20 protein-coding genes are annotated in these 22,685 nt (G+C 60.6%); 14 read left to right on the top strand and 6 right to left on the bottom strand.

Annotation, left to right across the window (positions count from 1 at the left end; all coding sequences use genetic code 11):
• The first annotated feature begins 36 nt into the window (after nt 1-36).
• Nucleotides 37-1,446 carry an MmgE/PrpD family protein gene (locus B0G77_RS28905; RefSeq protein WP_133665338.1) on the top strand — a complete coding sequence of 470 codons (1,410 nt, stop codon included), beginning with the start codon at nt 37-39 and terminating at the stop codon, nt 1,444-1,446.
• Nucleotides 1,447-1,684: 238 nt separating this feature from the next.
• Here the strand turns inward: B0G77_RS28905 and B0G77_RS28900 are convergent, their stop codons facing one another.
• Complete coding sequence (locus B0G77_RS28900; protein WP_133665337.1) at nt 1,685-2,086, bottom strand: hypothetical protein; 402 nt, start codon at nt 2,084-2,086, stop codon at nt 1,685-1,687.
• Between the two features lie 72 nt (nt 2,087-2,158).
• Nucleotides 2,159-3,355 (bottom strand): acetyl-CoA C-acetyltransferase, encoded by a 1,197-nt coding sequence (locus B0G77_RS28895; protein WP_133665336.1) that lies wholly within the window; start codon nt 3,353-3,355, stop codon nt 2,159-2,161.
• A gap of 433 nt (nt 3,356-3,788) precedes the next feature.
• Here B0G77_RS28895 and B0G77_RS28890 point away from each other — a divergent pair, with 433 nt between their 5' ends.
• Nucleotides 3,789-5,717, top strand: coding sequence for an AMP-binding protein (locus B0G77_RS28890; protein WP_133665335.1), 1,929 nt, complete (start codon nt 3,789-3,791; stop codon nt 5,715-5,717).
• Nucleotides 5,718-5,852: 135 nt separating this feature from the next.
• Here B0G77_RS28890 and B0G77_RS28885 read toward each other — a convergent pair whose 3' ends face one another.
• Both B0G77_RS28885 and B0G77_RS28880 read right to left on the bottom strand, forming a co-directional pair.
• Nucleotides 5,853-6,407, bottom strand: a complete 555-nt coding sequence (locus B0G77_RS28885) for a phage integrase family protein (protein ID WP_243751255.1) — start codon at nt 6,405-6,407, stop codon at nt 5,853-5,855.
• Nucleotides 6,408-6,682: 275 nt separating this feature from the next.
• The gene (locus B0G77_RS28880) at nt 6,683-7,627 is read right to left on the bottom strand and encodes a LysR family transcriptional regulator (RefSeq protein WP_347814195.1); all 945 of its coding nucleotides are present in this window, start codon (nt 7,625-7,627) and stop codon (nt 6,683-6,685) included.
• Between the two features lie 141 nt (nt 7,628-7,768).
• Between B0G77_RS28880 and B0G77_RS28875 the strand changes: the two genes are divergently transcribed.
• From B0G77_RS28875 to B0G77_RS28840, 8 genes are all read left to right on the top strand, one after another.
• Nucleotides 7,769-8,752, top strand: coding sequence for an alpha/beta hydrolase (locus tag B0G77_RS28875; protein ID WP_243751254.1), 984 nt, complete (start codon nt 7,769-7,771; stop codon nt 8,750-8,752).
• Nucleotides 8,753-8,768: 16 nt separating this feature from the next.
• Entirely contained in the window at nt 8,769-9,572 is an 804-nt protein-coding gene (locus B0G77_RS28870; RefSeq protein WP_166656299.1) for an SDR family oxidoreductase, read from the top strand.
• 17 nt (nt 9,573-9,589) lie between these two features.
• Nucleotides 9,590-10,417, top strand: a complete 828-nt coding sequence (locus B0G77_RS28865) for an oxidoreductase (protein ID WP_133665332.1) — start codon at nt 9,590-9,592, stop codon at nt 10,415-10,417.
• A 163-nt stretch (nt 10,418-10,580) separates the two neighbouring features.
• Complete coding sequence (locus B0G77_RS28860; protein WP_133665331.1) at nt 10,581-11,495, top strand: alpha/beta hydrolase; 915 nt, start codon at nt 10,581-10,583, stop codon at nt 11,493-11,495.
• Nucleotides 11,496-11,639: 144 nt separating this feature from the next.
• Complete coding sequence (locus B0G77_RS28855) at nt 11,640-12,197, top strand: isochorismatase family protein (protein ID WP_166656298.1); 558 nt, start codon at nt 11,640-11,642, stop codon at nt 12,195-12,197.
• Nucleotides 12,198-12,311: 114 nt separating this feature from the next.
• Nucleotides 12,312-13,409: an NADH:flavin oxidoreductase gene (locus B0G77_RS28850; protein WP_347814194.1), complete on the top strand. Its 1,098-nt coding sequence runs from the start codon at nt 12,312-12,314 to the stop codon at nt 13,407-13,409.
• Nucleotides 13,410-13,507: 98 nt separating this feature from the next.
• Nucleotides 13,508-14,812, top strand: a complete 1,305-nt coding sequence (locus tag B0G77_RS28845) for an NADH-dependent flavin oxidoreductase (protein WP_243751253.1) — start codon at nt 13,508-13,510, stop codon at nt 14,810-14,812.
• 164 nt (nt 14,813-14,976) lie between these two features.
• On the top strand, nt 14,977-15,645 hold the full coding sequence (locus tag B0G77_RS28840) for a glutathione S-transferase family protein (RefSeq protein ID WP_133665328.1): 669 nt from the start codon (nt 14,977-14,979) through the stop codon (nt 15,643-15,645).
• A 308-nt stretch (nt 15,646-15,953) separates the two neighbouring features.
• Here the strand turns inward: B0G77_RS28840 and B0G77_RS28835 are convergent, their stop codons facing one another.
• Nucleotides 15,954-16,832, bottom strand: coding sequence for a MaoC/PaaZ C-terminal domain-containing protein (locus B0G77_RS28835; protein WP_133665327.1), 879 nt, complete (start codon nt 16,830-16,832; stop codon nt 15,954-15,956).
• 54 nt (nt 16,833-16,886) lie between these two features.
• Nucleotides 16,887-17,807 carry an SDR family NAD(P)-dependent oxidoreductase gene (locus tag B0G77_RS28830; protein ID WP_133665326.1) on the bottom strand — a complete coding sequence of 307 codons (921 nt, stop codon included), beginning with the start codon at nt 17,805-17,807 and terminating at the stop codon, nt 16,887-16,889.
• Nucleotides 17,808-18,109: 302 nt separating this feature from the next.
• Here B0G77_RS28830 and B0G77_RS28825 point away from each other — a divergent pair, with 302 nt between their 5' ends.
• The 4 genes from B0G77_RS28825 to B0G77_RS28805 all read left to right on the top strand — a co-directional run bounded on the left by B0G77_RS28825 (nt 18,110) and on the right by B0G77_RS28805 (nt 22,658).
• Nucleotides 18,110-19,264 (top strand): acyl-CoA dehydrogenase family protein, encoded by a 1,155-nt coding sequence (locus B0G77_RS28825; protein ID WP_133665325.1) that lies wholly within the window; start codon nt 18,110-18,112, stop codon nt 19,262-19,264.
• A gap of 628 nt (nt 19,265-19,892) precedes the next feature.
• Nucleotides 19,893-20,759, top strand: a complete 867-nt coding sequence (locus B0G77_RS28815; protein ID WP_133665324.1) for a helix-turn-helix domain-containing protein — start codon at nt 19,893-19,895, stop codon at nt 20,757-20,759.
• 7 nt (nt 20,760-20,766) lie between these two features.
• Nucleotides 20,767-21,555 (top strand): IclR family transcriptional regulator, encoded by a 789-nt coding sequence (locus B0G77_RS28810; RefSeq protein ID WP_133666916.1) that lies wholly within the window; start codon nt 20,767-20,769, stop codon nt 21,553-21,555.
• A 164-nt stretch (nt 21,556-21,719) separates the two neighbouring features.
• Complete coding sequence (locus tag B0G77_RS28805; RefSeq protein ID WP_133665323.1) at nt 21,720-22,658, top strand: LysR family transcriptional regulator; 939 nt, start codon at nt 21,720-21,722, stop codon at nt 22,656-22,658.
• The last annotated feature ends 27 nt before the right edge of the window (nt 22,659-22,685 follow it).

Genomic DNA, 22,685 nt, shown 5'->3' with positions numbered 1-22,685 from the left:
CCTGCATACCTCTTCAATTTCAAGCGAGGATTCCACATGAGCAACAACGAAGCTCCCGACGCGAGCCGCCTTTTCGCCGAGTTCGTTACTACGACGCGCTTCGAGGATCTGCCGGCCAAGGCGATTGCCAGCACGAAGCGCTCCATTTTCGACACGGTGGGCGTCATGCTCGCCGGCGGCGGCCCGGACGCCAACGCGCAGCGCATCGTGCGGATGCTCTCACGCTGGGGCGGCACGCCATCCGGCACTGTAATCGGGCACGACGTACGCCTGCCGGCGCCTCACGCCGCGTTCGCAAATGCGGCGATGGCCCACCAGTACGACTTCGACGATGTGCATGACGAAGCGGTGGCGCACCCGACGAGCAATTCGTTCGGCGGGGCGCTGGCCGCGGCAGAGGAAGTACCCGGGTGTACGGGACGCGAGCTGCTCTCAGCGGTCTTGCTGGGCAACGAAATTGTGTGCCGGGTTGGGCTCGCCATCAAGGGATCGCTCTATGACTATGTCTGGATCTGGCCGGCAGTGGTGGCGATCTGGGGTTCGACGACGGCATCCGCACGGGTGATGGGCCTTGATGCAGAGCAATTGCAGTCGGCCTACGGCCTGACGCTGCACCAGACCGGCACGACCTTGCAGTGCCATCACGGCCCGGGCTCCGACGTGCGGGGGTTTCGTGACGGCTTCGGTGCGCGCAACGGCGTGACCGCTTCCTATATGGCCAGGGCTGGCCTGCGCGGCGACTCCGCCGCTTTCGAGGGCAAGTACGGCTTCTACGGCGCCTTTTTCCGGGGCGAATATGACCGCCAGCGCCTCGTAGGCGAACTGGGCCAACGCTACACGTCGGAGCGGATTTCGATCAAGGCGTGGCCATCGGCGCGCGAGACGCATGCGACGCTGCAGGCACTGATCGAAGTGCGCGAGCGGCAGAACATCGATCTCGATTCGATCGAAAAGGTAGTGCTTCACGTGGGCGATACGAATCTCCGATTCTGCGAACCGGGCGAGGCACGGCGACGCCCGACCGTACGGATGGACGCGCTATGTGCGCTACCCTTCTGCGCCGGTGTTGCATTGGCCCACGGCAGTGTGCCTTTGGCCGCGTTCTCCGATGAAGGCATGCGCGACGCACGCGTCCTCGCGCTAGCCGACCGTGTGACCTGGCAGGCCGACGAATCTCTGTCTGAAGGCACGGTCGAGGGTGGCGACGTCGAAGTGCATCTGAAGAACGGCCAGAAATTCCGTCACCAGGTGCGTCACGGCATCGGGCATCCAGACTTCCCGATTTCAGACGAGCTCCTTCTGCGCAAGTTCATCGACTGCGCGGCTCTTGCGCAGCGCCGTCCTAGCGAAGTCGAGGTGCGCAAGTTCTGGGACGTCGTGCAGAATCTCGAGAACATTGAAGTTGGGGAATTCTCCGCGGCTATCCGCTCGCTTGCAAGCGCCTGACCGCCGTGGCTTGCAGTTGCCCTGAAGGAACCGTGTGCGCCGCCCGCGCTTGCGAGTGGCGCACAAGCTTTCGTAATATCGTCCGCAGTGGGCTCCCAACAGTAAACCCGCATTGAACCAAACTGTGGCGGTCGACGACTGACGTCGCCTCAGCGTACGCACGCGCCATCGTTTGACCCGGCGCGTACGACGAGAAACCTACCGGCGTCCGCCGACTGACTCCTACAAGTGATTGGCGTTAGAGATCGCGCTCGCGAAGAAGGGAAACAGGCAGGCAGTCGTTGATCAGTTCGAGTGTTCGAACGTCGAGGTACGCGACAGAACAGGCCGCCGACAGAAGCCCGAGTAGATACCAGCAAACATCCTCGCTGATCAGAGGACGCTCGGGCCGCCGGTGCCTCGATTGTGGCTGGTCGCGATTGCTCCTGACGTTTGTGGTGCTATGTGCCGAGTCGTTCATATCTACTCCGAACCAGCTTTCATTGTGAAACCGCCAACTGAAAATAGCAGCGACAAAGTAGATCCGATATGCGATCGGAATTCGTTCTCGATCGTCGAGGATCGCTGATGCGGATCGTTCGTTTCCAAAGGCCGAGGCCGCCGAGGCAGCGCACATTGCGGTCATCTCGGCGACGCTCATATGCGACTCGGGATTTGCGGGGTGCTCTGCAGCGACGGCTGTCTTTCGTTTGAATGTCGAGGGTGTCGTCAGTCAAGCGGCTTCGAAGATCGCCGCCAGCCCCTGACCACCACCGACACACATCGTCTCGAGCCCGTAGCGCCCGCCGCGCCGACGCAACTCGTAGAGCAGCGTGGCCAGCATTCGCACGCCAGTGGCGCCAATCGGATGGCCTAGGGAAATGCCGGAGCCGTTGACATTCAAACGCTCCGGCTCGTTCCAGTTCCAGCCCTTTAGCACGGCCAGGACCTGCACAGCAAATGCCTCATTCAGTTCGACCAGATCGATCCGGTCGAATGAAAAGCCGGTACGTTTGAGAAGACGCTCGACGGCGGGAACGGGGCCGATTCCCATCTTTGCCGGCTCACAGCCGGCGGCGGCCCAACCGACGAGATAGCCGAGAGGTGACAGTTCGAGTTCGTCGAGCTTGTCCTCGGCGACGACGAGACAGGCTGCTGCGGCGTCGTTCTGCTGACTGGCATTCCCGGCCGTGACCGTGCCGTCTTTAAGAATTGGCCTGAGCCTGGCCAGCGTGTCGGCGGTAGTATCAGCGCGGATGCCTTCGTCTCTCGCGAATGCGATGGGTTCGCCTTTCCTTTGCGGCACGGCAACGGGCACAATTTCCTCATCGAATTTCCCTTCCTGCCATGCGGCAGCCGCGCGCTGGTGACTAGACGCGGCGAAGGCATCGGCTTGCGCACGCGTGATGCCGTATTCACGAGCGAGATTTTCAGCCGTCTCCACCATCCCGGAGATATAGCCGAAACGTTCCTCAGGCTGAGATCGCTCGCGGCCGCGCTCGAGACGGTCATGTAACCGCACCGATCCCGAACGTTTGCCCCAGCGCATATCCGTCGTGTAATACTCGATGTTGCTCATACTCTCGACCCCGCCGGCGAGCACTACATCGGCCGCGCCACTTTGTACCATCATCGCTGCGGTCACGACGGCCTGCAGTCCACCGCCGCAGCGTCTATCGATCTGGAAGCCCGGCACATTGATCGGCAACCCGGCATGCAGCGCTGCCCAGCGCCCAATGCAGGGCGTCTCGCTGTTGGCATAGGACTGGGCAAAAACCAGGTCGTCGACGCGAGACGGGTCGATCCGGGTGCGCGCAAGTACGGCCTTGATGACGGAATCCGTTAGCGCTTCGACTGGAACGTCGCGCAGGCTGCCTCCAAAACTTCCGACTGGCGTGCGCACGGGTGCCACGATCGCTGCTCGTCTCATCAAACCTCCTCGTTTCTTCATTTATCGACGTATGCCTCAATCCGTTGACCGTGAGCGAAAATCTGCTGCTCAGCGCGACCGGCTGTGTGGACGGCATTGAAAGATTGCGAAATGACCAACTCCCGGTCAACGCGAAGGGCAAAACATTTCCGTACTCTGACAGCGTCATTTTCGTTCCTCGGGTGATCCCTTATGCGATATCGCCGAGTGTTGTGCCCCCGCGTCCCAGATAGGCCGATTCCAATGGTTTCTTTGTACGGAACCTGCTCAGGCGATGCGTTGACTTGCCTATGCCTGGAATTCACGATGAGTTAGAAGTTGACTAAATGCGGGACGGAGGCAAAGCTTGTGTTGCAACAGCCAACCAGCGTTCTCTCTCGTCCGTGCACCGAGAACATCTATCAATCTGCGCGGAACATCGATGAGTGATCTCATGAGACATGAATGGCAACCAACGGCCGATGATATCGGCTCCTCGAACGTGAAGATTTTGCTCGAACGATTGGGTCTTGATCACTATGACGAGCTGCTAGCGTTTTCGAACGACCAGCCCGATGCGTACTGGAAAGCCGTTGTCGAGTTTTGTGGAATCGTATGGGACGTTGGCTACGACACCTTTTTGGACGCATCCGCGGGGCCGGAGTTTCCAAAATGGTTTCGCGGCGGACAATTGAATTGGGTGAACTCAGTCCTCAAATGGGCAAGGGATCCAGACACCGCAGGGCAGCTTGCGGTTGTCGCCGAGCGCGAGGACGGTTCGATAGAGCAGTTGACCTACCGCGACCTCGCAAAGCGGGTCGCGTCATTCGCAGCGGGCCTGAAGGCAAAGGGCGTGCGACGAGGCGACCGTGTCGGGCTGCTGATCGAGAACGGCGTCGAGGCAACCATCACGTTGCTTTCGGTCGCCTGGCTCGGTGCGATCGTGGTGCCACTGTTCAGCGGCTTCGGTGTCGATGCGATCGTGTCACGCCTGTCATCATGTTCCGCTCGTGTGCTCATTGCGACAACCGGGTTTTCGCGCCGCGGCAAATGGGTGGATACATGCACGCTCGTCAACGAGGCCACCTCGCGGCTAAGTGCGTTGGAAATGGTCGTCTGGAAGGGCGCGAATGAATCGCTGATTTTCAACGACAGCGTACTCGACTGGCATGCCGTCGCGGACGCACAACCAGCGGTCGCACCTGAGCGCATGTCGCCCGAAGACCCTTTCATGGTCATCTATACATCGGGTACGACGGGCAAGCCTAAAGGTGCGGTTCATACGCATGGTGGCTTTCCGCTCAAGATTGCGCACGACTCAGCGATACATTTCAACGTCAAACAAGGCGATGTTTTTTGCTGGCCAGCCGATATCGGCTGGATTGCCGGGAGCCTCGTGATGTCGAGCGCGCTGCTGCGCGGGGCTACACTGGTCTGCTACGACGGCGCGCCGGATTTTCCCGATTGGTCGCGTATGTCACGGCTGATCGAGCGCCATCGCGTCACGCACTTCGGTTCGGCGCCGACGCTGATCCGCGGCCTTTCTGCCAATGCCGAACTCGCCACGCAAGGCGATCTGTCCACCGTGCGTCTTTTGATTACGGCTGGAGAGGGCATTGATCCGGAACACTTTGTGTGGTTCCAGCAGGCGTTCGGCTCGGGGCGGCGTCCCGTCATCAACTATACAGGCGGCACCGAGGTATCTGGCGCGCTGTTATCGAGCGTCATCGTCAAGCCGATCGTCCCGAGTGGCTTCAATACGGCGTCCCCATCCGTTGCGGTTGATGTCGTGGGTCCAGTCGGAGAACCGCTGATCGGTCAGATCGGCGAACTAGCTGTTCGGAAGCCGTTCGTCGGCATGACACAGTCGTTCTGGAAGGACGACGAGCGCTATCTTGACGCCTATTGGCGGACCGTACCCGGCATCTGGCTGCACGGCGACCTCGCCATGCATCGCGAAGACGGTCACTGGTTCATGCTGGGACGCTCCGACGATACCATCAAGCTGGCCGGGAAGCGGGTGGGGCCGGCGGAAATCGAGGAGGTCTTGCTCGAATTGCCGCAGGTTGCTGAGGCAGCAGCAATCGGTGTCGACGACCCGGTCAAGGGGCAGAAGCTCGTCGTGTTCCTGGTCTGTGGGCCCCAGGCGGCCGGCTCTCTCCCGCAACTCGAAGAAACGGTGGCGCGGCACGTGGACCAGCGGCTCGGGCGTCCATTCCGGCCGTCGGCGATCCATGTGGTCGGGCAATTGCCGAAGACGCGCAGTTCGAAGATCATGCGACGCGTCATACGCAGTGTGTATTGCGGCCTGCCGCCTGGAGATCTGTCGTCGCTCGATAATCCGGCCGCAATCGATGAGATCCGGATGGCAGCGCAGGATTAAGCTGCCCGCTCGCTTCGCGAGCGGAAACGCGCTTCCCCTGCGAGCCGGGGGAAGCGCGCGTACTTGTCGTAGCTGCTTCGGCGCGCGGAAGATTCCGCATGAACCGTCCACCTCGTTCGGGACGAGGATGTTTTCTCATGGCGTAACGGGGGCGGCCGCTTCCGTGACGATCAAGGCGCGGGCGCGCTCGGGGAGCGCAGGATATGTGGCAAAGAACGCTTCGATCCGCCGGGCACTACGTTCACCGAGACCGGGGATCACGACCCACCATCGCCGGCGGCGGGGAACTCGGACAGTCAGGTCGGCCAGCGTCCGGATGCCGTGCCGATGCAGTACCGGAATGACCCGGGGCGGGAGCCAAGATTCGACCGCATCGCTCACAAGTGGTCGCGGGACCGGAAGTAACGGCAGGACGTCGAGCGCCCGGATCGCATCACTGCGGTGACGAGTACGCTCGCCGGCCACGCATTGAAACGGCTCCGCGAGATCGGCGCGATGGCGGCTGAGGGCGAATCCGACCACCTGCCGGCGAATGCGACCGATCGCACCGCGCGTCGAAGGGCCGCCATCGAGCGCCTGCGGGCAATATCGCAGGATCGCGTCGCGCGCGCGAGCGCCCTCGTACCACGCGCGCAGCGCGGAGAGCGAAGCGGTGCCGGGATACGATGGTGGTATGGAAGAGTTGGGCATCTCCTCAGTATAGGTAACGGCTTATGGGATGACGTGAGGCCTGGTGTGACGCGTTTTCCAGGCTGCGCGCTTGGACGAAAAACGCAGCTATATCGCTAATACCACATAGCGAGTGGACCGCAGCGCGTGGGCATCAGCCAGTCGCGCTAGGTAGCAGGCGGCAGCGCACGCGTGTCAACGTCAGTCTGCTGTCGAACTGTGTCCAGATAGTTCGTCTATTGTTGTCGCAATGTCCAGCGGGTCCACGCAGCGACCGTCGTACGGCTTGTTGCCCTTTATCCCCGATATCTCAAGGCGTCCACGAGAAGCCTGAAAGCAGGCGATGCATGGCGCCGGTGGGGATAGTAGAGATGGTATCCCGGCAGGTCGGGCGTGAACCTTCCCAGGACCCTCACGAGCCGCTCGGCGTCGAGACAGGGCTGGACCTGGTCGAGCGGCAGATAGGCAAGGCCGTGGCCGTCGAGCGCCGCATCAAGGATGAGATCGATGGTATTCAGCACAAGCTGACCATCAACCCGGACACGTGCTTCGCGACCTCCGCGTTTCAGTCGCCATGCGTTTACCGTGCCCGACGTTGGCAGGCGTAGATTGATGGCCCGGTGGTCGATCAGTTGAGCCGGTGACGTCGGCATTGGGCTGTCGCGAAAGTATTCCGGCGAACCGACGATCGCCATCGGAATGTCGGGGCCAATCCGCATTGCGATCATGTCCCTGGCGATCTCCCCGCCGAGGCGTACTCCAGCATCGAAGCGGTCGGCCACGACGTCTGCCAGCCCGTAATCGACTGTGACCTCGACGTTGATGTCCGGGTTTCCAACAAGCAGCCGCCGCATTGCCGGAATGAGGATTGTTTTGGCTGCGTGTTCCACGGTTGTGAGCCGAATGGTGCCAGACGGACGATCACGCAGGTCACCCAATGAGGCGATTGCCGCGTCCAGGTCGTGCAGCATGGGGCCGAGGGTCGCGAGAAGCCGCTCACCGGCTTCCGTGGGCGCCACGCTTCGGGTCGTGCGCGAGAGCAGGCGCAGGCCGAGGCGTTCTTCAGTGCGACGCACGATCTGGCTAAGCGCAGACTGTGCCATACCGAGGCGGGCGGCCGCCTTCGTGAAACTGCGCTCTTCTGCCACAACTACGAACACCGTTAGATCCGCGATCTCGTCCCGCCGCATAAGGTTTTCTCCCGCATCGAATTGATTTATCACAGGCATGATAGGCCCCATCGATATTGGGCGTCTAATCAAACCAATCCTTCTGGTCTACATTGGATGCGTCGGTCCTGAACCGAAGCGCTGGTCTAGATCAAGAGGAGCCTGATTGTGGGCAAAGTCACGTTCGCCAATTCGTGTAACAAGGCGATCGCCATGTCGGCGGTGGTCAACTTTCCGGAAGGATTCGACGAGAACCGTGTGTATCCGGCGATCGTGGTGTCACATCCGGGCGGCGGCGTGAAGGAGCAAACCGCGGGCACCTATGCGAAGAAGCTTGCGACGCACGGTTTCGTGACCATTGCCTACGACGCGTCCTATCAGGGCGAGAGTACCGGCGAGCCACGCCAGCTTGAAAACCCCTACATCCGTACCGAGGACATCAGCGCGGTGATCGATTACCTGGCGACGCTGCCGTACGTCGACATGAATCGCCTCGGGGCGATGGGCATCTGCGCGGGAGCCGGATATGCCGCCTGCGCCGCGATTCAGGACCGTCGGATCAAGGCCGTCGGCACCGTGAGTGCCGTCAACATCGGTACGCTGTTCCGCAATGGCTGGGACAACAGTGGAAAGTCCATCGACGCATTGCCAAACATTGAAGCGGGCTCCAACGCCCGAACCATGGATGCCCGCGGTGCGGCTTTGGCCACGATGCCGCTTGCGCCCCTGCGGGAGCAGGACGCCCCGAACGAGGAGATGCGTCAGGCTTGGGAGTACTACCACTCGGTCCGCGCGGAGTGCGCCACGGCGCCGGGTTTCGCCACACTACGCAGCCTGAACCAGATCGTCACCTACGACGCCTATCACCTGGCCGACATCTATCTGACGCAACCGCTGTTGATCGTTGCGGGCAGTGAAGCGGGCAGCAGGTGGATGAGTGAAGAACTGTTCGATCGTGCTGCAAGCAAAGACAAATCTTTTCATGTTGTCGAGGGCGCCAATCATATGGACCTGTACGACGTGTGCAGGTTTGTTGAAGAAGCTGTGTCGGTGCTCGCACCGTTCTTTTTGAGCAGGCTGCCTGTGATGGAAGTGGCGAGCCGGGCATCGCGGGGAGAGGGCCATGTCAGCCAGATCCCCAGAAGGCGCTTTCCGTCGACCGCACGAGGCGGCAGACGGTCTGCAACCAATATCTGAGTCACAGGAGAGTTTAATGACCAGGACTGTTCTCATTACCGGCGCGGCCTCGGGGTTTGGCGAAAACCTCGTCCACAAGTTTGCTGAAAAGGGCTGGAACGTCACTGCCACGATGCGGGATATCAACAAGGCGCCCGTCAGCTTCGCGAAGCTGTCCAATGTCCATGTGACGCGACTGGATGTGCGCGATGAAGCGAGCATTCTTGAGGCACTTGCCAGCAGCGAGCAGCGCTTCGGTGCGCTCGATGTACTCGTGAACGCGGCGGCCAAGGTGCTTGGAGGCACCCTCGAGGAACACACGATCGACCAGGTCAGGGACCAGTTCGAGACGAACGTGTTCGGAACGCTGGCCGTGACCCGGGCGGTCCTGCCCGGCATGCGCGCGCGGGGATCGGGCCACATCCTCAACTTCTCGTCTGCCGCTGGGGTGATCGCCATGCCCCTCATACCCGCATACGCGGCCTCGAAGTTCGCGATCGAGGGCTATAGCGAGTCTCTCGCCTTCGACCTTGCGCACCTTGGTGTCATGGTCACGATCGTCGAGCCTGGCTACTTCGAAACGGAGCTTGGCAGCAAGGCCGAGGCCCCGGCACAGAGGATCGAGGCTTATGCGCCTGCCGCTGAGCTGCGTGGCGCGATATTCGACTACACGCCGGGGAACCTCGACGGCGCCAGTGAAGCCATCGTGTCCATCGCGGGCTCGAAGGACGCACCTGTGCGCCTGTATGTAGGGCACGGTCTCGACTCCGTCCGCAAGCGCTATCAGGAACATCTTGATGCGTGGAAGCAGAACGAGTCCATTACCCGCTCAACCCTTTGACCTTGGGAAGCTCACCAATGAAGACCTGGTTTATTACCGGAGCCAGCCGTGGATTCGGCCTTGAAATCGCCCGTGCTGCCCTGGCGGCGGGAGATCGGGTCGTTGCCACCGCGCGCAAACCAGAACAGCTCGAATCCGTCCTCGCCGGAGACCGACTGCTGGTGCTACCGCTCGACGTCACCGATGAGCTTTCGATCCGCTCTGCGGTTGACAGGGCTGTCCAGAAGTTCACGCGCATTGATGTACTCGTCAACAATGCCGGCTACGGTCAGCTGGGAGCATTCGAGCAGCTGTCGGCCGCAGCAATCGACAGGCAGTTCGCCACGAACGTCTTCGGCGTGTTCGCCGTAACCCGGGCGATCCTGCCGGTCATGCGCGAGCAGCGCTCGGGCCATGTGCTCACAGTGTCGTCTATCGGCGGTCTTCTCAGTACGCCGGGGGCATCGATCTATTGTGCGTCCAAGTTCGCCCTGGAGGGCTGGTCGGAAGGGTTGAGCGGGGAACTCAAGCAGTTCGACATCAAGGCGACGCTGATCGAGCCCGGTGCCTTCCGTACGGATTTCCTTGATGCCACCTCGGTTTTGCACGGGGACGTCCTGATTCCGGACTACGAGGCTTATCGCAAAATCCTTCAGGCCACGTTCGACGGGGCGAACTACAAGCAGCCGGGAGACCCCGCCAGGCTCGGCGAGGTCGTGGTGGCGCTGGTGCAGTCGAAAGAGCCGCCGGTGCGCCTGGCTATCGGGACCGATGCTTACGAAGGCGTGATCACGCGCGCGAGTCGGGACCGCGAACTGGCCAACGAGTGGCGCAGTGTGTCGGTTTCGACTGACTTCTCAGAATAATTAGCAACACGAAATCGTGCAAATCGGCCAGTTGCCCGATGGGAAGCAAGAAGTGCACTGGCCGAGGAGGCGTAGCGGAACCTCTGGAGGGACTGTCGTCAGTCGTTTCCAGAGGCCACCCGCGATACCCGCTTAATCCGATCAACCACGAAGGAAATCTGTCATGCGACACGACGTCAAATTCCCCAGCAGCGGCCTGAGCATTGCCGGCCATCTCTATGTTCCCGAAAACACGTCCGGTCCACTGCCGGGCGTCGTCATCAGCCACCCCATGGGCTCGGTGAAGGAACAGAGCCCGTCCAACTATGCGGAGCGCCTGGTCAAGCAGGGCTTCGTCGTTCTGACTTTCGATGCGGCCTATCAGGGTGAGAGCGAAGGCTCTCCTCGCGGGCTCGAAGATCCGATCCAACGCGCCGAAGATGTCAAGAGTGCGGTTTCTTACCTCTCGATCCGGCCGGAAGTTAATCCGCAACGCATCGGCGCGCTCGGCATCTGCGCTTCGGGTGGCTATGTGCCGTTCGCGGCGCAGACCGACCACCGGATCAAGGCCGTTGCCACCGTGGTCGGCGCGTGCGTTGGCATCCTCTGGCGTGAAGGCATGGACGGAAAGCAAAGCCCGGACGTGCTGCAGAAGCAGCTCGACGAGGCGGCTGTCGACCGCACTAACGAAGCGAAAGGCGAGCCGGTCCGCATGGCGCAGATCGTGCCGGCGACCGACGAGCAGGCAAAGTTCTTCCCCGAGAAGAGTATGTTCCGCGAGGCCTACGACTACTATCGCACACCGCGTGGCCAGCATCCCCGCTCGACCAATCAGTGGGTCGCGCGCAGCGTCGACAAAATCGCGCAATACGATTCCTATGCCCTGGTCGATCTCATTGCTCCGCGACCACTTCTGATGATCGCGGGAACCGAAGCTGATACGCAGCGCTTCAGCGTGGAAACGATAGAGAAGGCAAAGGGGCCGAAGGAGCTGTTCTGGATCGAGGGCGCGTCACATGTCGACCTGTACGACAAGCCCGAGTATGTCGATCCCGCCTCCGTGAAGCTCGTTAGCTTCTTCAAGCAGCATCTCGGTTAAGCGGACCGCGCCATCGCACAGGTGTTCCAGGGTGGCGCAGGCTCCTCTAATAATCGTCATTATGTCCGGCGCGGTTGTTCAACCCGCGCCGGCATGGTGAGTTCCAGTCCGCTTCGTCCCGGTTGCGATTCACGGAGTAGTTTCATGCTTAAAGCACAAGACATCGCCTTTCTATTTCTCGATTTCCAGATCGATGTCATCCCTGCAGCGAAAACCCTGCCGCTGGAGCGCCTTCAGGCATCGGTGCGCGCATTGGCGACGCTAGCCAGGGATGTTGGAGCACCGGCATTTGTCTCGACCATACCGACCGGCGCGGAGACGAAGCTCATCCCCGAACTTCAGGTCGACGGGCTTTCGGCGACTATGGTCACCCGCAATGGGCCGCATCTATTTGGCCACGCGGAGTCCGTTCAACATATCAGCGCGCTGAAGAGACCGGTGCTCGTGGTCGGCGGTGTCCTGACCGAAATCGCTGTCCTCAATGCTGTTTTAGGTGCACGAAACGCCGGCTACGAAGTGCACGTAATGATCGACGCTTGCGGTGGATGGAGCGAGCGCACCGTAACTGCGGCCATCGAACAGATGCGCGCGGCCGGCGCGGTTATCTCCTCGACGCTCACGCTCTCGACGAGTCTGCTCGAGACCTTCTCCTCGCCGGATAGCGCTGCTGTTTTCCACGCTATCGGTGCACTGCTCGGCTGAGCGCTTGCGCCAGGCCCGGGCGCGCTGCGACCGTTGACCGCATAGATGGCATCACATAGATACCCAATATTATTTTCAGGAGTTTCCCTCATGAACAAGCTCTCAGTCGCGCCGTTGTTCCAGCCGTTCAAGCTCAAGTCCCTGACGTTGAAAAATCGCATCGTCATGGCACCCATGACGCGCTCATTCGCTCCCGAAGGTGTCCCTGGCGAGAACGTCGCGGCCTATTACCGGCGCCGCGCCGAAAACAACGTGGGGCTGATCCTTTCCGAAGGCACCGTGATCGATCGCCCCGCGTCGAGCAACGACCCGAACATCCCTCTTTTCCACGGGACGGCGGCACTGAACGGCTGGAAGCATGTGATCGACGAGGTCCACGCCGCGGGCGGAAAGATGGGCCCGCAGATCTGGCACGTCGGCTCGTTGAAAAGCCCGATGACTGCATGGGAGCCGGGCGTGCCCGTGGAAAGCCCGTCGGGTCTGGTCGGCCCGGGCGACAGCCGTGGCAAGGCGATGAGCGATGAGGACATCGCCGACACCATCGCCGCTTACGGGCGCGCGGCGGCGGATGCCAAACGTCTGGGTTTCGATGTCGCTGAGATTCATGGCGCGCATGGCTATCTCATTGATCAGTTCTTCTGGGCCGGCAGCAATCAGCGCACCGACAGATATGGCGGCAGCACCATCGAGGAGCGCTCGCGCTTCGCATCGGAGGTGGTGAAAGCCGTGCGTGCAGCCGTGGGCGAAGACTTTCCGATCATCCTGCGCCTTAGCCAATGGAAGCAGCAGGACTACTCGGTGCGCCTGGCTGACACGCCCGAGCGCATGGGTGCGTGGCTTACTCCGCTGGTCGAGGCCGGCGTAGACATCCTGCACTGCTCGCAACGCCGTTTCTGGGAGCCGGAGTTTCCGGAATTCGACGGCGAGGCAGGCCTCAACTTTGCAGGCTGGGCCAAAAAGCTCACCGGCGCGGCCACGATCAGCGTTGGCTCAGTCGGGTTGGGCAGCGATCTCACGGCCTCCTTCAGCGGCGAAACAGCGGCGCCGGCGAGCCTGGATGCCCTGGTGCAGCGTATGGAACGTGAGGAATTCGACCTGATCGCGGTGGGTCGTGCGCTGCTCGGCGATCCGCGGTGGGTAGCGAAAGTGCTGGGCGGCGCACACGACGAGTTGAACAGTTTCAGTGCGGCCGCGCTGGCCGAGCTGGTCTGAACCCGTACCACCACTGGACGACGCACCACCGTGTTCTGACTCCGGCGCCTGGCTTGCCCTGAAGCTGCGGGTCCGAGTACATCCGAAAGCACTATCGGGTGTACTCGATCCGCAAGCTCCGGGAAAGCCCCCTCTCTGCAAACAATCCAACTGGATCTCGCACGGTCCGCCGACGCCGGTATAGGTTCATTCGAACCTTACGCGGTAGCGACGGCTGGTTGTCGCTGATCATAATCAAATCGACTCTTATGACGCAACGAACATCGCCACTCTTCCAGCCGTTTGCATTCGGGAACGGCGTTGCCCTTCGCAATCGCTCCGTCATGGCGCCAATGACGACCTGGTCCGCCAATGCCGACGGCACGGTGTCCGATCAGGAGGTGGCCTACTATCGCGCCCGAGCCGAAGGCGTTGGCATGATTGTGACCGGCTGCACCCACGTGACGGCAAACGGCATCGGGTTTACCGGCGAATTCGCTGCTCATGAGGACCGGTTTATTCCGAGCCTGCGCCGTCTCGCGCAGGCGGCAAAAAGCGGTGGTGCGCCGGCGATCCTGCAGATCTTCCACGCTGGCAACAAGGCCGTGCCGCATCTGGTTCCGGACGCTCGGGTGGTCAGTGCCAGCGCGCTAAAGGCGCCTCCTGGTCCGTTCAACGACGGCGAAGTGACCAGTCAGGCCCTCACTCACGACGAAATTGCGGAAATCATTCGTGCGTTTGGCGAGACAACACGCCGGGCCATCGAGGCAGGTTTCGATGGTATTGAATTGCATGGCGCGCATGGATTCCTCATCCAGAACTTCTTTTCGCCAACTTTCAACCAGCGTCACGACGAATGGGGTGGCTCTCTGGAAAACCGCATGCGCTTTCCACTCGCGGTCGTGCGTGAAGTGCAGCGCGTCATCGCGGAACATGCCGGGCGGCCCTTCCTGCTCGGTTATCGCCTGTCACCTGAAGAACCCGGCGAAGGCGCACTGCGGATGGACGACACTTATGTCCTGATTGACGCGCTGATCGAGAGCGGTGTCGATTACATCCACGCCTCGCTCTTTGATATCCCGAATGCCAGGCCGCTGGACTATACGGGCGAGCATACGACCGCCGAGTTGATTGTTGAACATGTCGGTGGCCGCATACCTCTAGTTGCAGCGGGCTTGATCCGCACGCCTGATGAAGCCGTCAAATCGTTGGCATCGGGGCTTTCGCTGGTCGCGATCGGACAGGCGCTGGTGATGAATCCGGATTGGGTCGAGCTTGCGAGCGATGGCCGGGCGGCGGAGATTGCCACCACACTGGATTCGTCGCGAGTGCCAGAGCTGACGATTCCGGACAATCTGTGGGAAGTGATTCAGGCGACGAAGGGTTGGTTTTCGCTCGATACGCAAGCGGTGGTTGCGGAATGAGCTGACCAGGTGTCCGGGAAGGTTCGATGACGTTCGCCAGGAGAGTCGTGACGAGCCCTCCCGGCGCCAGGAGCGAGAAGGCCGGAGCTCAAACTCCGGCCAGCACGCCTTCCCTTTACATCCTCACGATGGGGAAACCGAGCTCCTGGAGGAGCAATACTGAAATGAAACCGCTGTCATTGGTTAGCCATCACCTGTGCCCTTTCGTCCAACGTGCCGCAATCGTGCTTGGGGAGAAAGGCGTAGCATTTGATCGGGTCAACGTTGATCTGTCAGAGAAACCCGAATGGTTTCTGAAGAAATCTCCAACGGGCAAGGTACCTCTTTTGATCGCGTCGCGCCCCGACGGTGGTGAAGCTGTTCTCTTCGAAAGCACGGCGATATGCGAGTTCCTTGAAGAGTCGCAGGAAGGTCCGCCGATGCACCCATCAAGTGCCTTTGACCGCTCGCGCGATCGAGCATGGGCGGAGTACATCTCATCGATGTACGCGGACGTCTGGCTGATGCTCAACGCGAACGATATGGAAGTTTTTGAAAGCAAAAAAACCACATTCCGTGCAAAGATCCGTCAGATAGAGGGCGAAGTTTCCTCTGGACCGTACTTCAATGGCAAGTTTTTCAGCATGGTTGATGCTGCCATGGCCCCACTGAGTCGTTTTTTCGATTGTCTCCCTGCGGATCGTACGTCAGTATTTTTTGAATACGCTCCGAAGATTGAGAAGTGGCGACAAACGTTGAGGTCCCGACCCAGCGTTGCAGCAGCGGTGGGCGCCGACTACGCGGTCCGTTTTCGGGAACAGCTTTCCAGGCAACATGCGCTGATCCTGCAATAGGTGCGTGGCTCTCGCCAAAACGCCGCAGCGTTGATTCAGTCGTAGATTGCGGGGACGAACCGAAAAATCGGATGCGCCGTCGTGAGCATGAAAGTTTGGCGCGACTGGAGCGGACGCCAGAGTGTCGGTTTGGACGCGATGCGGTCCGCCGTAGATGGCCGACTACGGCTCATGCGCTTTGCACTGTGGCGGGGAGCATCGTAGCGCGGCGCCCAGCAGAGTGTGGCCGAGACCGACGATTCGCAAGCGGCCGAGCGTTGCGACACATTTACTGTCGCAACAGTGACAGATTTAACGCGGTCTACGTGTCAGTCGATCTCGGCCTCGCCATTCATCAGCACGACGACGTTTCGCTCGACGGCGCGCGAGCGGAAATAGACGCGGCCTTCGGGTTCGTCGAGTGTCCATATCTCGGTGCGTATGGTTTCGCCGGGAAACACAGGTGCGGAGAACCGTGCATAGAGCATCTTGAGACGTCCGGGGGCATAGCCGCAGACGTCGCGCAGAATTGCATGCCCCGCAATACCGTACGTCGCGAGGCCGTGAAGGATTGGCCGCTCGAAGCCGGCGGCCCGCGCCACTTCGGGATCGACGTGCAACGGATTAGGATCTCCATTGAGCCGGTAAAGCAGTGCAGCCTCGGGTCTAGTCGGTAAGTCGCAAACGATATCAGGCTCTCGTTCGGGAACGTTCGGCACGGGCGGCAGAGGGGGGTCGCCTGGCGGACCGTTCTCCGCAAAGCCGCCATCGCCACGACAGAAATTCAACTGCTCGACCTTCGCGAGGAGTCTGCCGTTGGTGGCATCGATGACATCCCTCTCCATCAGTACCTGTGCACCCTTGCTGCGCCCCTTGTCGACGATCGCTTTGACGCGTGTGCGGCCGATAATCGTGCCGGCTGGCGGTAATGGGGCGTAGAGGCGCACGCGCTGCTCGCCGTGCACGACCTTGACCCAGTCAATGCCGCTCTCGGGATTTCTCATCCACTGTCCCGGAAAGCCGAGAACCGCAGCCAGAGTCGGTGCGACCGACAGTGATGGGCCGTACGTATAGCTAAGCGCTCGGCGATCGAGCGGATCGACTCCGAAGCCGACACTGAGGGCATAAAGTACCGCGTCGCGTTCGCTGTACTCCTGTCGGACATCGTCGAATCGCCAGGCTTTCAGCCCGTGATAGTCGATGGCCATGTCAAACTCCGTTGCCGATCGCCGTTGGCCTGCGCGGTATGGCCATAGCGAGTGTCATACCGGGTCCCAGCTGAATACATCGCCTGAACGCTCCATCGGAACGAATGAGGATTTGAGCGCCGGCATGCCGTGCTCGGCGATTGTCTCCGGGCTCCATCCTTCGCTGCGATGCACGGAACGCAGTGGGCGAGGCTGGCTCATCAAAAAGATTTCGTTGTTGCGCACGGTGAAAATCTGTCCGTTCACTTCACGAGCGGTGTCGCTTGCGAGGTAGACGGCAAGCGGAGCTATCTTCGCTGGTGTCATTTGCTTAATCTTTTCCACCCGCGCCGCTTGCTCCGGCGTGTCGGTCGGTATTGAGCTGATCATGCGGCTGAAAGCGAATGGCGCAATGCAATTCGAGCGAACATTGAATTTTTCGAGGTCGAGCGCGATCGATTTCGAGAGCCCCGCAATGCCCATCTTCGCGGCGTTGTAGTTGGCCTGTGCGTAGTTGCCGATGAGCCCCGAGGTGGAAGTCATGTGCACGAATGCTCCGCCTGCCTGATCCTTGAAGTACGGAGCGGCGGCCCGGCTGAGACTGAACGTGCCGTAAAGATGCACCTTCAACACGGCATCCCATTCCTCGTCCGACATCTTGTGGAAAAATCGATCGCGAAGAATGCCGGCATTGTTGACGACACAGTCGATTCGGCCGAATGCGTCGAGCGCCTGCGATATGATCCGTGCACCCGCGCCCTGGTCGGCCACGCTATCCGTGTTGGCGACTGCTTCACCGCCGTCGGCGCGAATCTCTTCAACGACGCTTTCGCCTGGCGTCGTATCGCGCCCGGTACCCTGAAGCGAGGCGCCGATATCGTTCACCACGACGCGCGCGCCATACCGTGCCATCAGCAACGCGATGTCGCGGCCGATGCCGCCGCCGGCGCCGGTGACGATCACCACTTTGCCAGCCATCAGATCTTTGTTTGTCATGCATGTCTCCATAGAACTGTCAGTGCCACAGGTGTGATGTGCGGGTACTGCTACCTGCAGCGGGATCATCCATCACAGTGGAGCTGACGGACGTTCGCTGTCAACGCGTGAGGCAAAGCCTTTCCGTACTTCAAAAGTGCATTGAGCGGGGCCGGAACAACAGGCGGTCCGGCGCCGAGGGATATTGGCGCTGCCGTCGTTGATGTCAAAGTACGGAACAAGCCTGCAGATGTGATTGACGCTAACTCCTTTGAATCGGAGCATGAAGTCGTCAATGGACCCACACGAGCAACGACACCACCATGATTCGAGACATCGAAACGATGAATGCTCTGCGCGACAATATCGCGCGATTCGTACGAGAGCGCCTGATCCCCAATGAGGAACGGGTGGCCGAGACCGACGAGATTCCACAGGACATCATCGAAGACATGAAGGCGATGGGTCTCTTCGGCATCACGATTCCCGAGGAGTACGGCGGCCTGCAGTTGACGATGGAGGAGGAAGTTCTTGCGATGTTCGAGCTGGGTCGCGCTTCGCCCGCGTTCCGCTCGCTGATCGGCACGACGGTGGGCATCGGCTCGCAGGGGATTCTTCTTGATGGTACGCCAGAGCAAAAGGCGCGGTATTTGCCCCGGCTGGCTACAGGCGAGTTGATTGCATCGTTCGCGTTGACCGAGCCAGAGGCCGGTTCCGATGCTGCTTCATTGCGGGCTACCGCGATTCGTGATGGCGACGATTACGTCGTCAATGGTACGAAACGATTTATTACCAACGCGCCGCAGGCTGGCATTTTTACGCTTATGGCCCGGACCAACCCCGAAGACAAGCGCGCAAGCGGCATTTCGGCATTCATAGTCGAGGCAGGCGCGTCGGGCATCAGCTTCGGCAAGCGCGACAAAAAGATGGGGCAGCGAGGCGCACACACCTGCGACGTGATCTTTGAAAACTGCCGCGTACCGGCTGCCAACCTGATCGGCGGCATTGAAGGTAACGGATTCAAGACGGCGATGAAGGTGCTGGATAAGGGCCGGATTCATATTGCTGCCATATGCGTGGCCGTCGCGCAGCGGATGCTTGACGATGCGTTGCGCTATGCGATGGAGCGTAAGCAGTTCGGTCAGCCGATCGCTGACTTCCAGCTCGTACAGGCCATGCTGGCCGATAGTCAGGCCGAGCTCTACGCGGCGCGCTGTATGGTACTCGACGCGGCGCGGCGTCGCGACGAGGGGAAAAAGGTCAGCACCGAGGCCTCCTGCGCGAAGCTCTTCGCTTCGGAAATGTGCGGGCGTGTGGCTGACCGGGCAGTCCAGATTCATGGCGGGGCAGGTTATATGAGCGAGTACGGCATTGAACGCTTTTATCGCGATGTGCGGCTCTTTCGCATTTTCGAGGGAACGAGCCAGATCCAGCAACTTGTGATTGCTCGAAACATGATCCGGGAAGCGGAACATTAATCAGTTGGAGCCGGCATGGCCGGCGATGCGTGCCAGGCGGAAACGGAGCGGGCGGGGCGGCAGCCCCGAGCAACCGAATGGTTCCGCGGCGGTGGAGATGCAAATGGAAAGCGCGAGAAGGTCGTTACGTGAGGTAGTTGAAAGTTGGCTCTCACCGAACAGAGCGATACCGGTCCGAGTACGTTTATTCAGACTTTCGAGCTTGGCGTGCGGGCGTTACGTGCGCGTCGAAGCGAAAGCGGCAACGGGCCTCGTAGCCATCTGTTTCTTTCGGCACGAGGACGGCTCCTGGTGCGTGTTCCCGCCAGGACCGCGGCGCCCGGCCATGCGGGTTTCCTAGCCGGAACGCTCCGTCAGGAAACGCCGGAACATCTGTTCCGCACTCGGGCGAGAGAACGGCAAGCGCTATCAATCGTTTGCGACGGAGCGGGGACGGGTATCCCCGAATGGCCAAGGCCTCGAATAGCGCGATACTTCCGATGTACGGAACGTTGACGCAAGATCATTGACGAGCTGCGCCATCGATTCGTTAGATGCATTGTGTTGAACACCGAGTACCGAACAGGTTGTCTGCCCTCCGACCCGTATGCTTGTTACGGCATTCGCTTGACTATAAACGGGGTGATCAATGTCATTGCGCACACATCATGGCGACGCATCTGTCGCCGCGCGCGAAGAGGCGGGGCTGGATGCTGCAGCGATGGAACGGGGGGCCGGTGCCCAAGGTGCCTGTGGAGGAGCGATGGTCGTGCCCCTGGCACGAAGCATCGCGGTTCTGGCGGCCTTCAGGCCGCAGGAGCCATGGCTCGGCAATCAGGACATCGTGCTCGAGACAGGCATCCCGGCGCCGACCGTCTCCAGGATGCTGCGCTCGCTCCTGACGCTGGGGTACCTGCGCTATTCGCCGGAGCGGCGCAAATATCGCTTGTCGGCTTCCGTCTTGTCCCTCGGATACGCGGCAATCGCACATTCGAACGTCCAGCGTCTGGCCCGTCTCGGAATGCAGTCATTTGCGGATGCAAACGAAACCTATGTGGTGCTTGGGACGCGCGACCGTCTCGACGTGATCGTACTCGAAACATGCGCGGGCAAAGCAGCGTCAGTTGACCTTGGACTCTACGTCGGCACGCGTCTGAGTATCGCGTCGTCACCGATGGGATGGGCGTTGCTTTCGGCATTGCCAGAGCTGGAACGCTTCTATCTGCTTGGCAATATCGAGCGCAAGGCAGGGCGCGACTGGCCGCACCTGCGGCACCGCATCAGCGAGGGAATTTCGCAGGCGCTCAACACCGGTTATTGCGCGTCGCTGGGTGAATGGGAGCCTGAGCTCTCGATCGTCGCCGCACCGTTGACCATTCCCGACCATGCTCCACTCGTGCTCGCATGCATTGGTCATAGCGCACGCATGGGGCGCGCACGATTGGAGCGCGAATTGGCGCCTAGGCTTGTCGCCGCCGCACGTTCCTTGCAGGAAAAGGCGCTATTTGTTGACTGAGGAAAATATGACAAGCGCGAGCGATTCGCAAAACGTCACGCTCACCGTCGAGCGCGGCCTGGAAGTCCTGTGCGCATTCCGTGCGGAGCGAGCCCCGCTGTCAAACGCCGAGCTCGTCCGTCGAACGGGCCTCTCAAAGGCCACTGTGTCACGGTTGACATCGACGTTGATCCGCATCGGCTATCTACGGCGAGTCGGAGGCGGTCGTCAGTTCGAACTGGGACCGGGATCGCTCAGCATCGGCTACGCCTATCTCGAGGCGAACCCTGTTACGCACCGCGTCAATCCATTCATGCAGGAACTAGCGGACAAACTTGATGTATGCGTTGCGTTGGCGGTGCCCCACCAGCTGAATATGCTTTACATCGCTTGTCGAACCAGTGCAAGAATCGCCACGCTTCGGCTCGGCGTAGGCACGGTGCTTCCGATGGAATCGACCTCCGTTGGCCGTGCTTATCTTTATGCGCTCCCACCGGACGAGCGCCGCGCTCGCATGACCGCTATCCTGAATGCAGCCGGCGGCGCCGCGGCAACTGTGCGCAATGGTATAGAGGTGGCTTTTGATGATCTGCGGGAGTCTGGTGTATGCATGTCGGTCGGAGAGTATCAGCGCAACGCCTATGGGATAGCACTGCCAATCCACGTCGGGCGGTCGCGCACGTTGATGGCGTTGAGTTGCGGCGCTGTAGAGCTTGAACCACATATGGCGGCAATTCGTAAAAAGGTGATACCGGCGCTAAAGTTGGCCGCGCATAAAGTCCCAGAATTGCTTGCTGACATCGACTGTGAACCTTGACACTTATCGTGTGTCGCGCGCTGTTAGCGCACGAGTTATCAGGCCGCCGACTGCATTGGGATTAACGCCCATGGCGATCGAGCCGGCCCCGGCACAAACTAGCGGAGGCAGGGCAAACCAGGCGACAACATCATGATTCCCTCTGCGTTAATGATTCCACGGCAATGAGCTCTTTTAACAGACTTTATTTCATCCGGCAGGTTGATCTCTTCACGCTGCGGCTTTTCTTGTCGGCCGTCGAAGAGCAGCAGATCGGGCGTGCGGCAATCCGGGAGAACATTGCTGCCTCGGCCGCGACGAAACGAATCCAGGACCTCGAAGAGATCGCGGGCGTAAAGCTCCTCGAGCGCAGCCCGAAGGGGGTGGTACCGAGCCCGGCGGGCGAAGTACTCCTGCGATACATCCGGACAGTTTTTTCCAAGCTCGATGATACGAGAGCGGAAATTGCCGGATTCTGTGAAGGGGTGCGTGGCGCCGTAACCATTGCCTCCGCGCGTTCGATTATTGCTCCGTTCCTCGCCCGGGAACTGGGTGAGTACGTGCGCGAATTTCCGCTCGTCGATCTGGTCGTGCATGAGGTCGAGAATGCCCGGATCGTGCAGGATGTAGCGCAGGGTGAAGCCGACATTGGTGTGTTCGCGGCGGCGCCTGGACTCGAACTGGACGGCCTCGATATCGTCCCGTACCGCAAAGACCGCATGGTCGTCGTCGTACCTGCAGGGCATCCGCTAGCCCACCGGCAAAGCGTCACATTCGAAGACCTCCTTCCGGAAAATGTCATCGTCGCCGGCGCGATGCTGAGCGGTTTTCGGGAAGCGGCGAAACGGCTTGGGCGCGAATTCAAACCAAAATACAGTGTGCAGAGCGCGGGCGTCGCGATCAGCCTGGCGCAGGCAGGCCTCGGCGTGACTGTGCAGCCTGAATGCCTGCTCGACTTCAAGCTATTTAATGAAGTTGCGGCGGTGAACTTTGCGGAGCCGTGGGCCAACCGCTCGATCCACATCGCGACGGCGAGGGGCCGCGCGATCGGGCCCGCAACCGGTATGTTGCTCAAGCAGTTGCTGGATCGGCCCCCAGAGGTGCCGGCCGCCGCTCAAAGATAACTCGCTGACGAAGCGTAGCGGCATCGA

Source organism: Paraburkholderia sp. BL10I2N1, from assembly GCF_004361815.1.
Taxonomy (GTDB): Bacteria; Pseudomonadota; Gammaproteobacteria; order Burkholderiales; family Burkholderiaceae; genus Paraburkholderia.
This window is presented reverse-complemented; position numbering and strand designations above follow the sequence as displayed.

What these genes read in the sequence shown, in the direction of transcription:
- B0G77_RS28905 (WP_133665338.1), top strand. Translation starts at nt 37, where the DNA reads ATGAGCAACAACGAAGCTCCCGACGCGAGCCGCCTTTTCGCCGAGTTC.
- B0G77_RS28900 (WP_133665337.1), bottom strand. Translation starts at nt 2,086, where the DNA reads ATGAGCGTCGCCGAGATGACCGCAATGTGCGCTGCCTCGGCGGCCTCG.
- B0G77_RS28895 (WP_133665336.1), bottom strand. Translation starts at nt 3,355, where the DNA reads ATGAGACGAGCAGCGATCGTGGCACCCGTGCGCACGCCAGTCGGAAGT.
- B0G77_RS28890 (WP_133665335.1), top strand. Translation starts at nt 3,789, where the DNA reads ATGAGACATGAATGGCAACCAACGGCCGATGATATCGGCTCCTCGAAC.
- B0G77_RS28885 (WP_243751255.1), bottom strand. Translation starts at nt 6,407, where the DNA reads ATGCCCAACTCTTCCATACCACCATCGTATCCCGGCACCGCTTCGCTC.
- B0G77_RS28880 (WP_347814195.1), bottom strand. Translation starts at nt 7,627, where the DNA reads ATGGGGCCTATCATGCCTGTGATAAATCAATTCGATGCGGGAGAAAAC.
- B0G77_RS28875 (WP_243751254.1), top strand. Translation starts at nt 7,769, where the DNA reads ATGTCGGCGGTGGTCAACTTTCCGGAAGGATTCGACGAGAACCGTGTG.
- B0G77_RS28870 (WP_166656299.1), top strand. Translation starts at nt 8,769, where the DNA reads ATGACCAGGACTGTTCTCATTACCGGCGCGGCCTCGGGGTTTGGCGAA.
- B0G77_RS28865 (WP_133665332.1), top strand. Translation starts at nt 9,590, where the DNA reads ATGAAGACCTGGTTTATTACCGGAGCCAGCCGTGGATTCGGCCTTGAA.
- B0G77_RS28860 (WP_133665331.1), top strand. Translation starts at nt 10,581, where the DNA reads ATGCGACACGACGTCAAATTCCCCAGCAGCGGCCTGAGCATTGCCGGC.
- B0G77_RS28855 (WP_166656298.1), top strand. Translation starts at nt 11,640, where the DNA reads ATGCTTAAAGCACAAGACATCGCCTTTCTATTTCTCGATTTCCAGATC.
- B0G77_RS28840 (WP_133665328.1), top strand. Translation starts at nt 14,977, where the DNA reads ATGAAACCGCTGTCATTGGTTAGCCATCACCTGTGCCCTTTCGTCCAA.
- B0G77_RS28835 (WP_133665327.1), bottom strand. Translation starts at nt 16,832, where the DNA reads ATGGCCATCGACTATCACGGGCTGAAAGCCTGGCGATTCGACGATGTC.
- B0G77_RS28830 (WP_133665326.1), bottom strand. Translation starts at nt 17,807, where the DNA reads ATGACAAACAAAGATCTGATGGCTGGCAAAGTGGTGATCGTCACCGGC.
- B0G77_RS28825 (WP_133665325.1), top strand. Translation starts at nt 18,110, where the DNA reads ATGATTCGAGACATCGAAACGATGAATGCTCTGCGCGACAATATCGCG.
- B0G77_RS28815 (WP_133665324.1), top strand. Translation starts at nt 19,893, where the DNA reads ATGTCATTGCGCACACATCATGGCGACGCATCTGTCGCCGCGCGCGAA.
- B0G77_RS28810 (WP_133666916.1), top strand. Translation starts at nt 20,767, where the DNA reads ATGACAAGCGCGAGCGATTCGCAAAACGTCACGCTCACCGTCGAGCGC.
- B0G77_RS28805 (WP_133665323.1), top strand. Translation starts at nt 21,720, where the DNA reads ATGAGCTCTTTTAACAGACTTTATTTCATCCGGCAGGTTGATCTCTTC.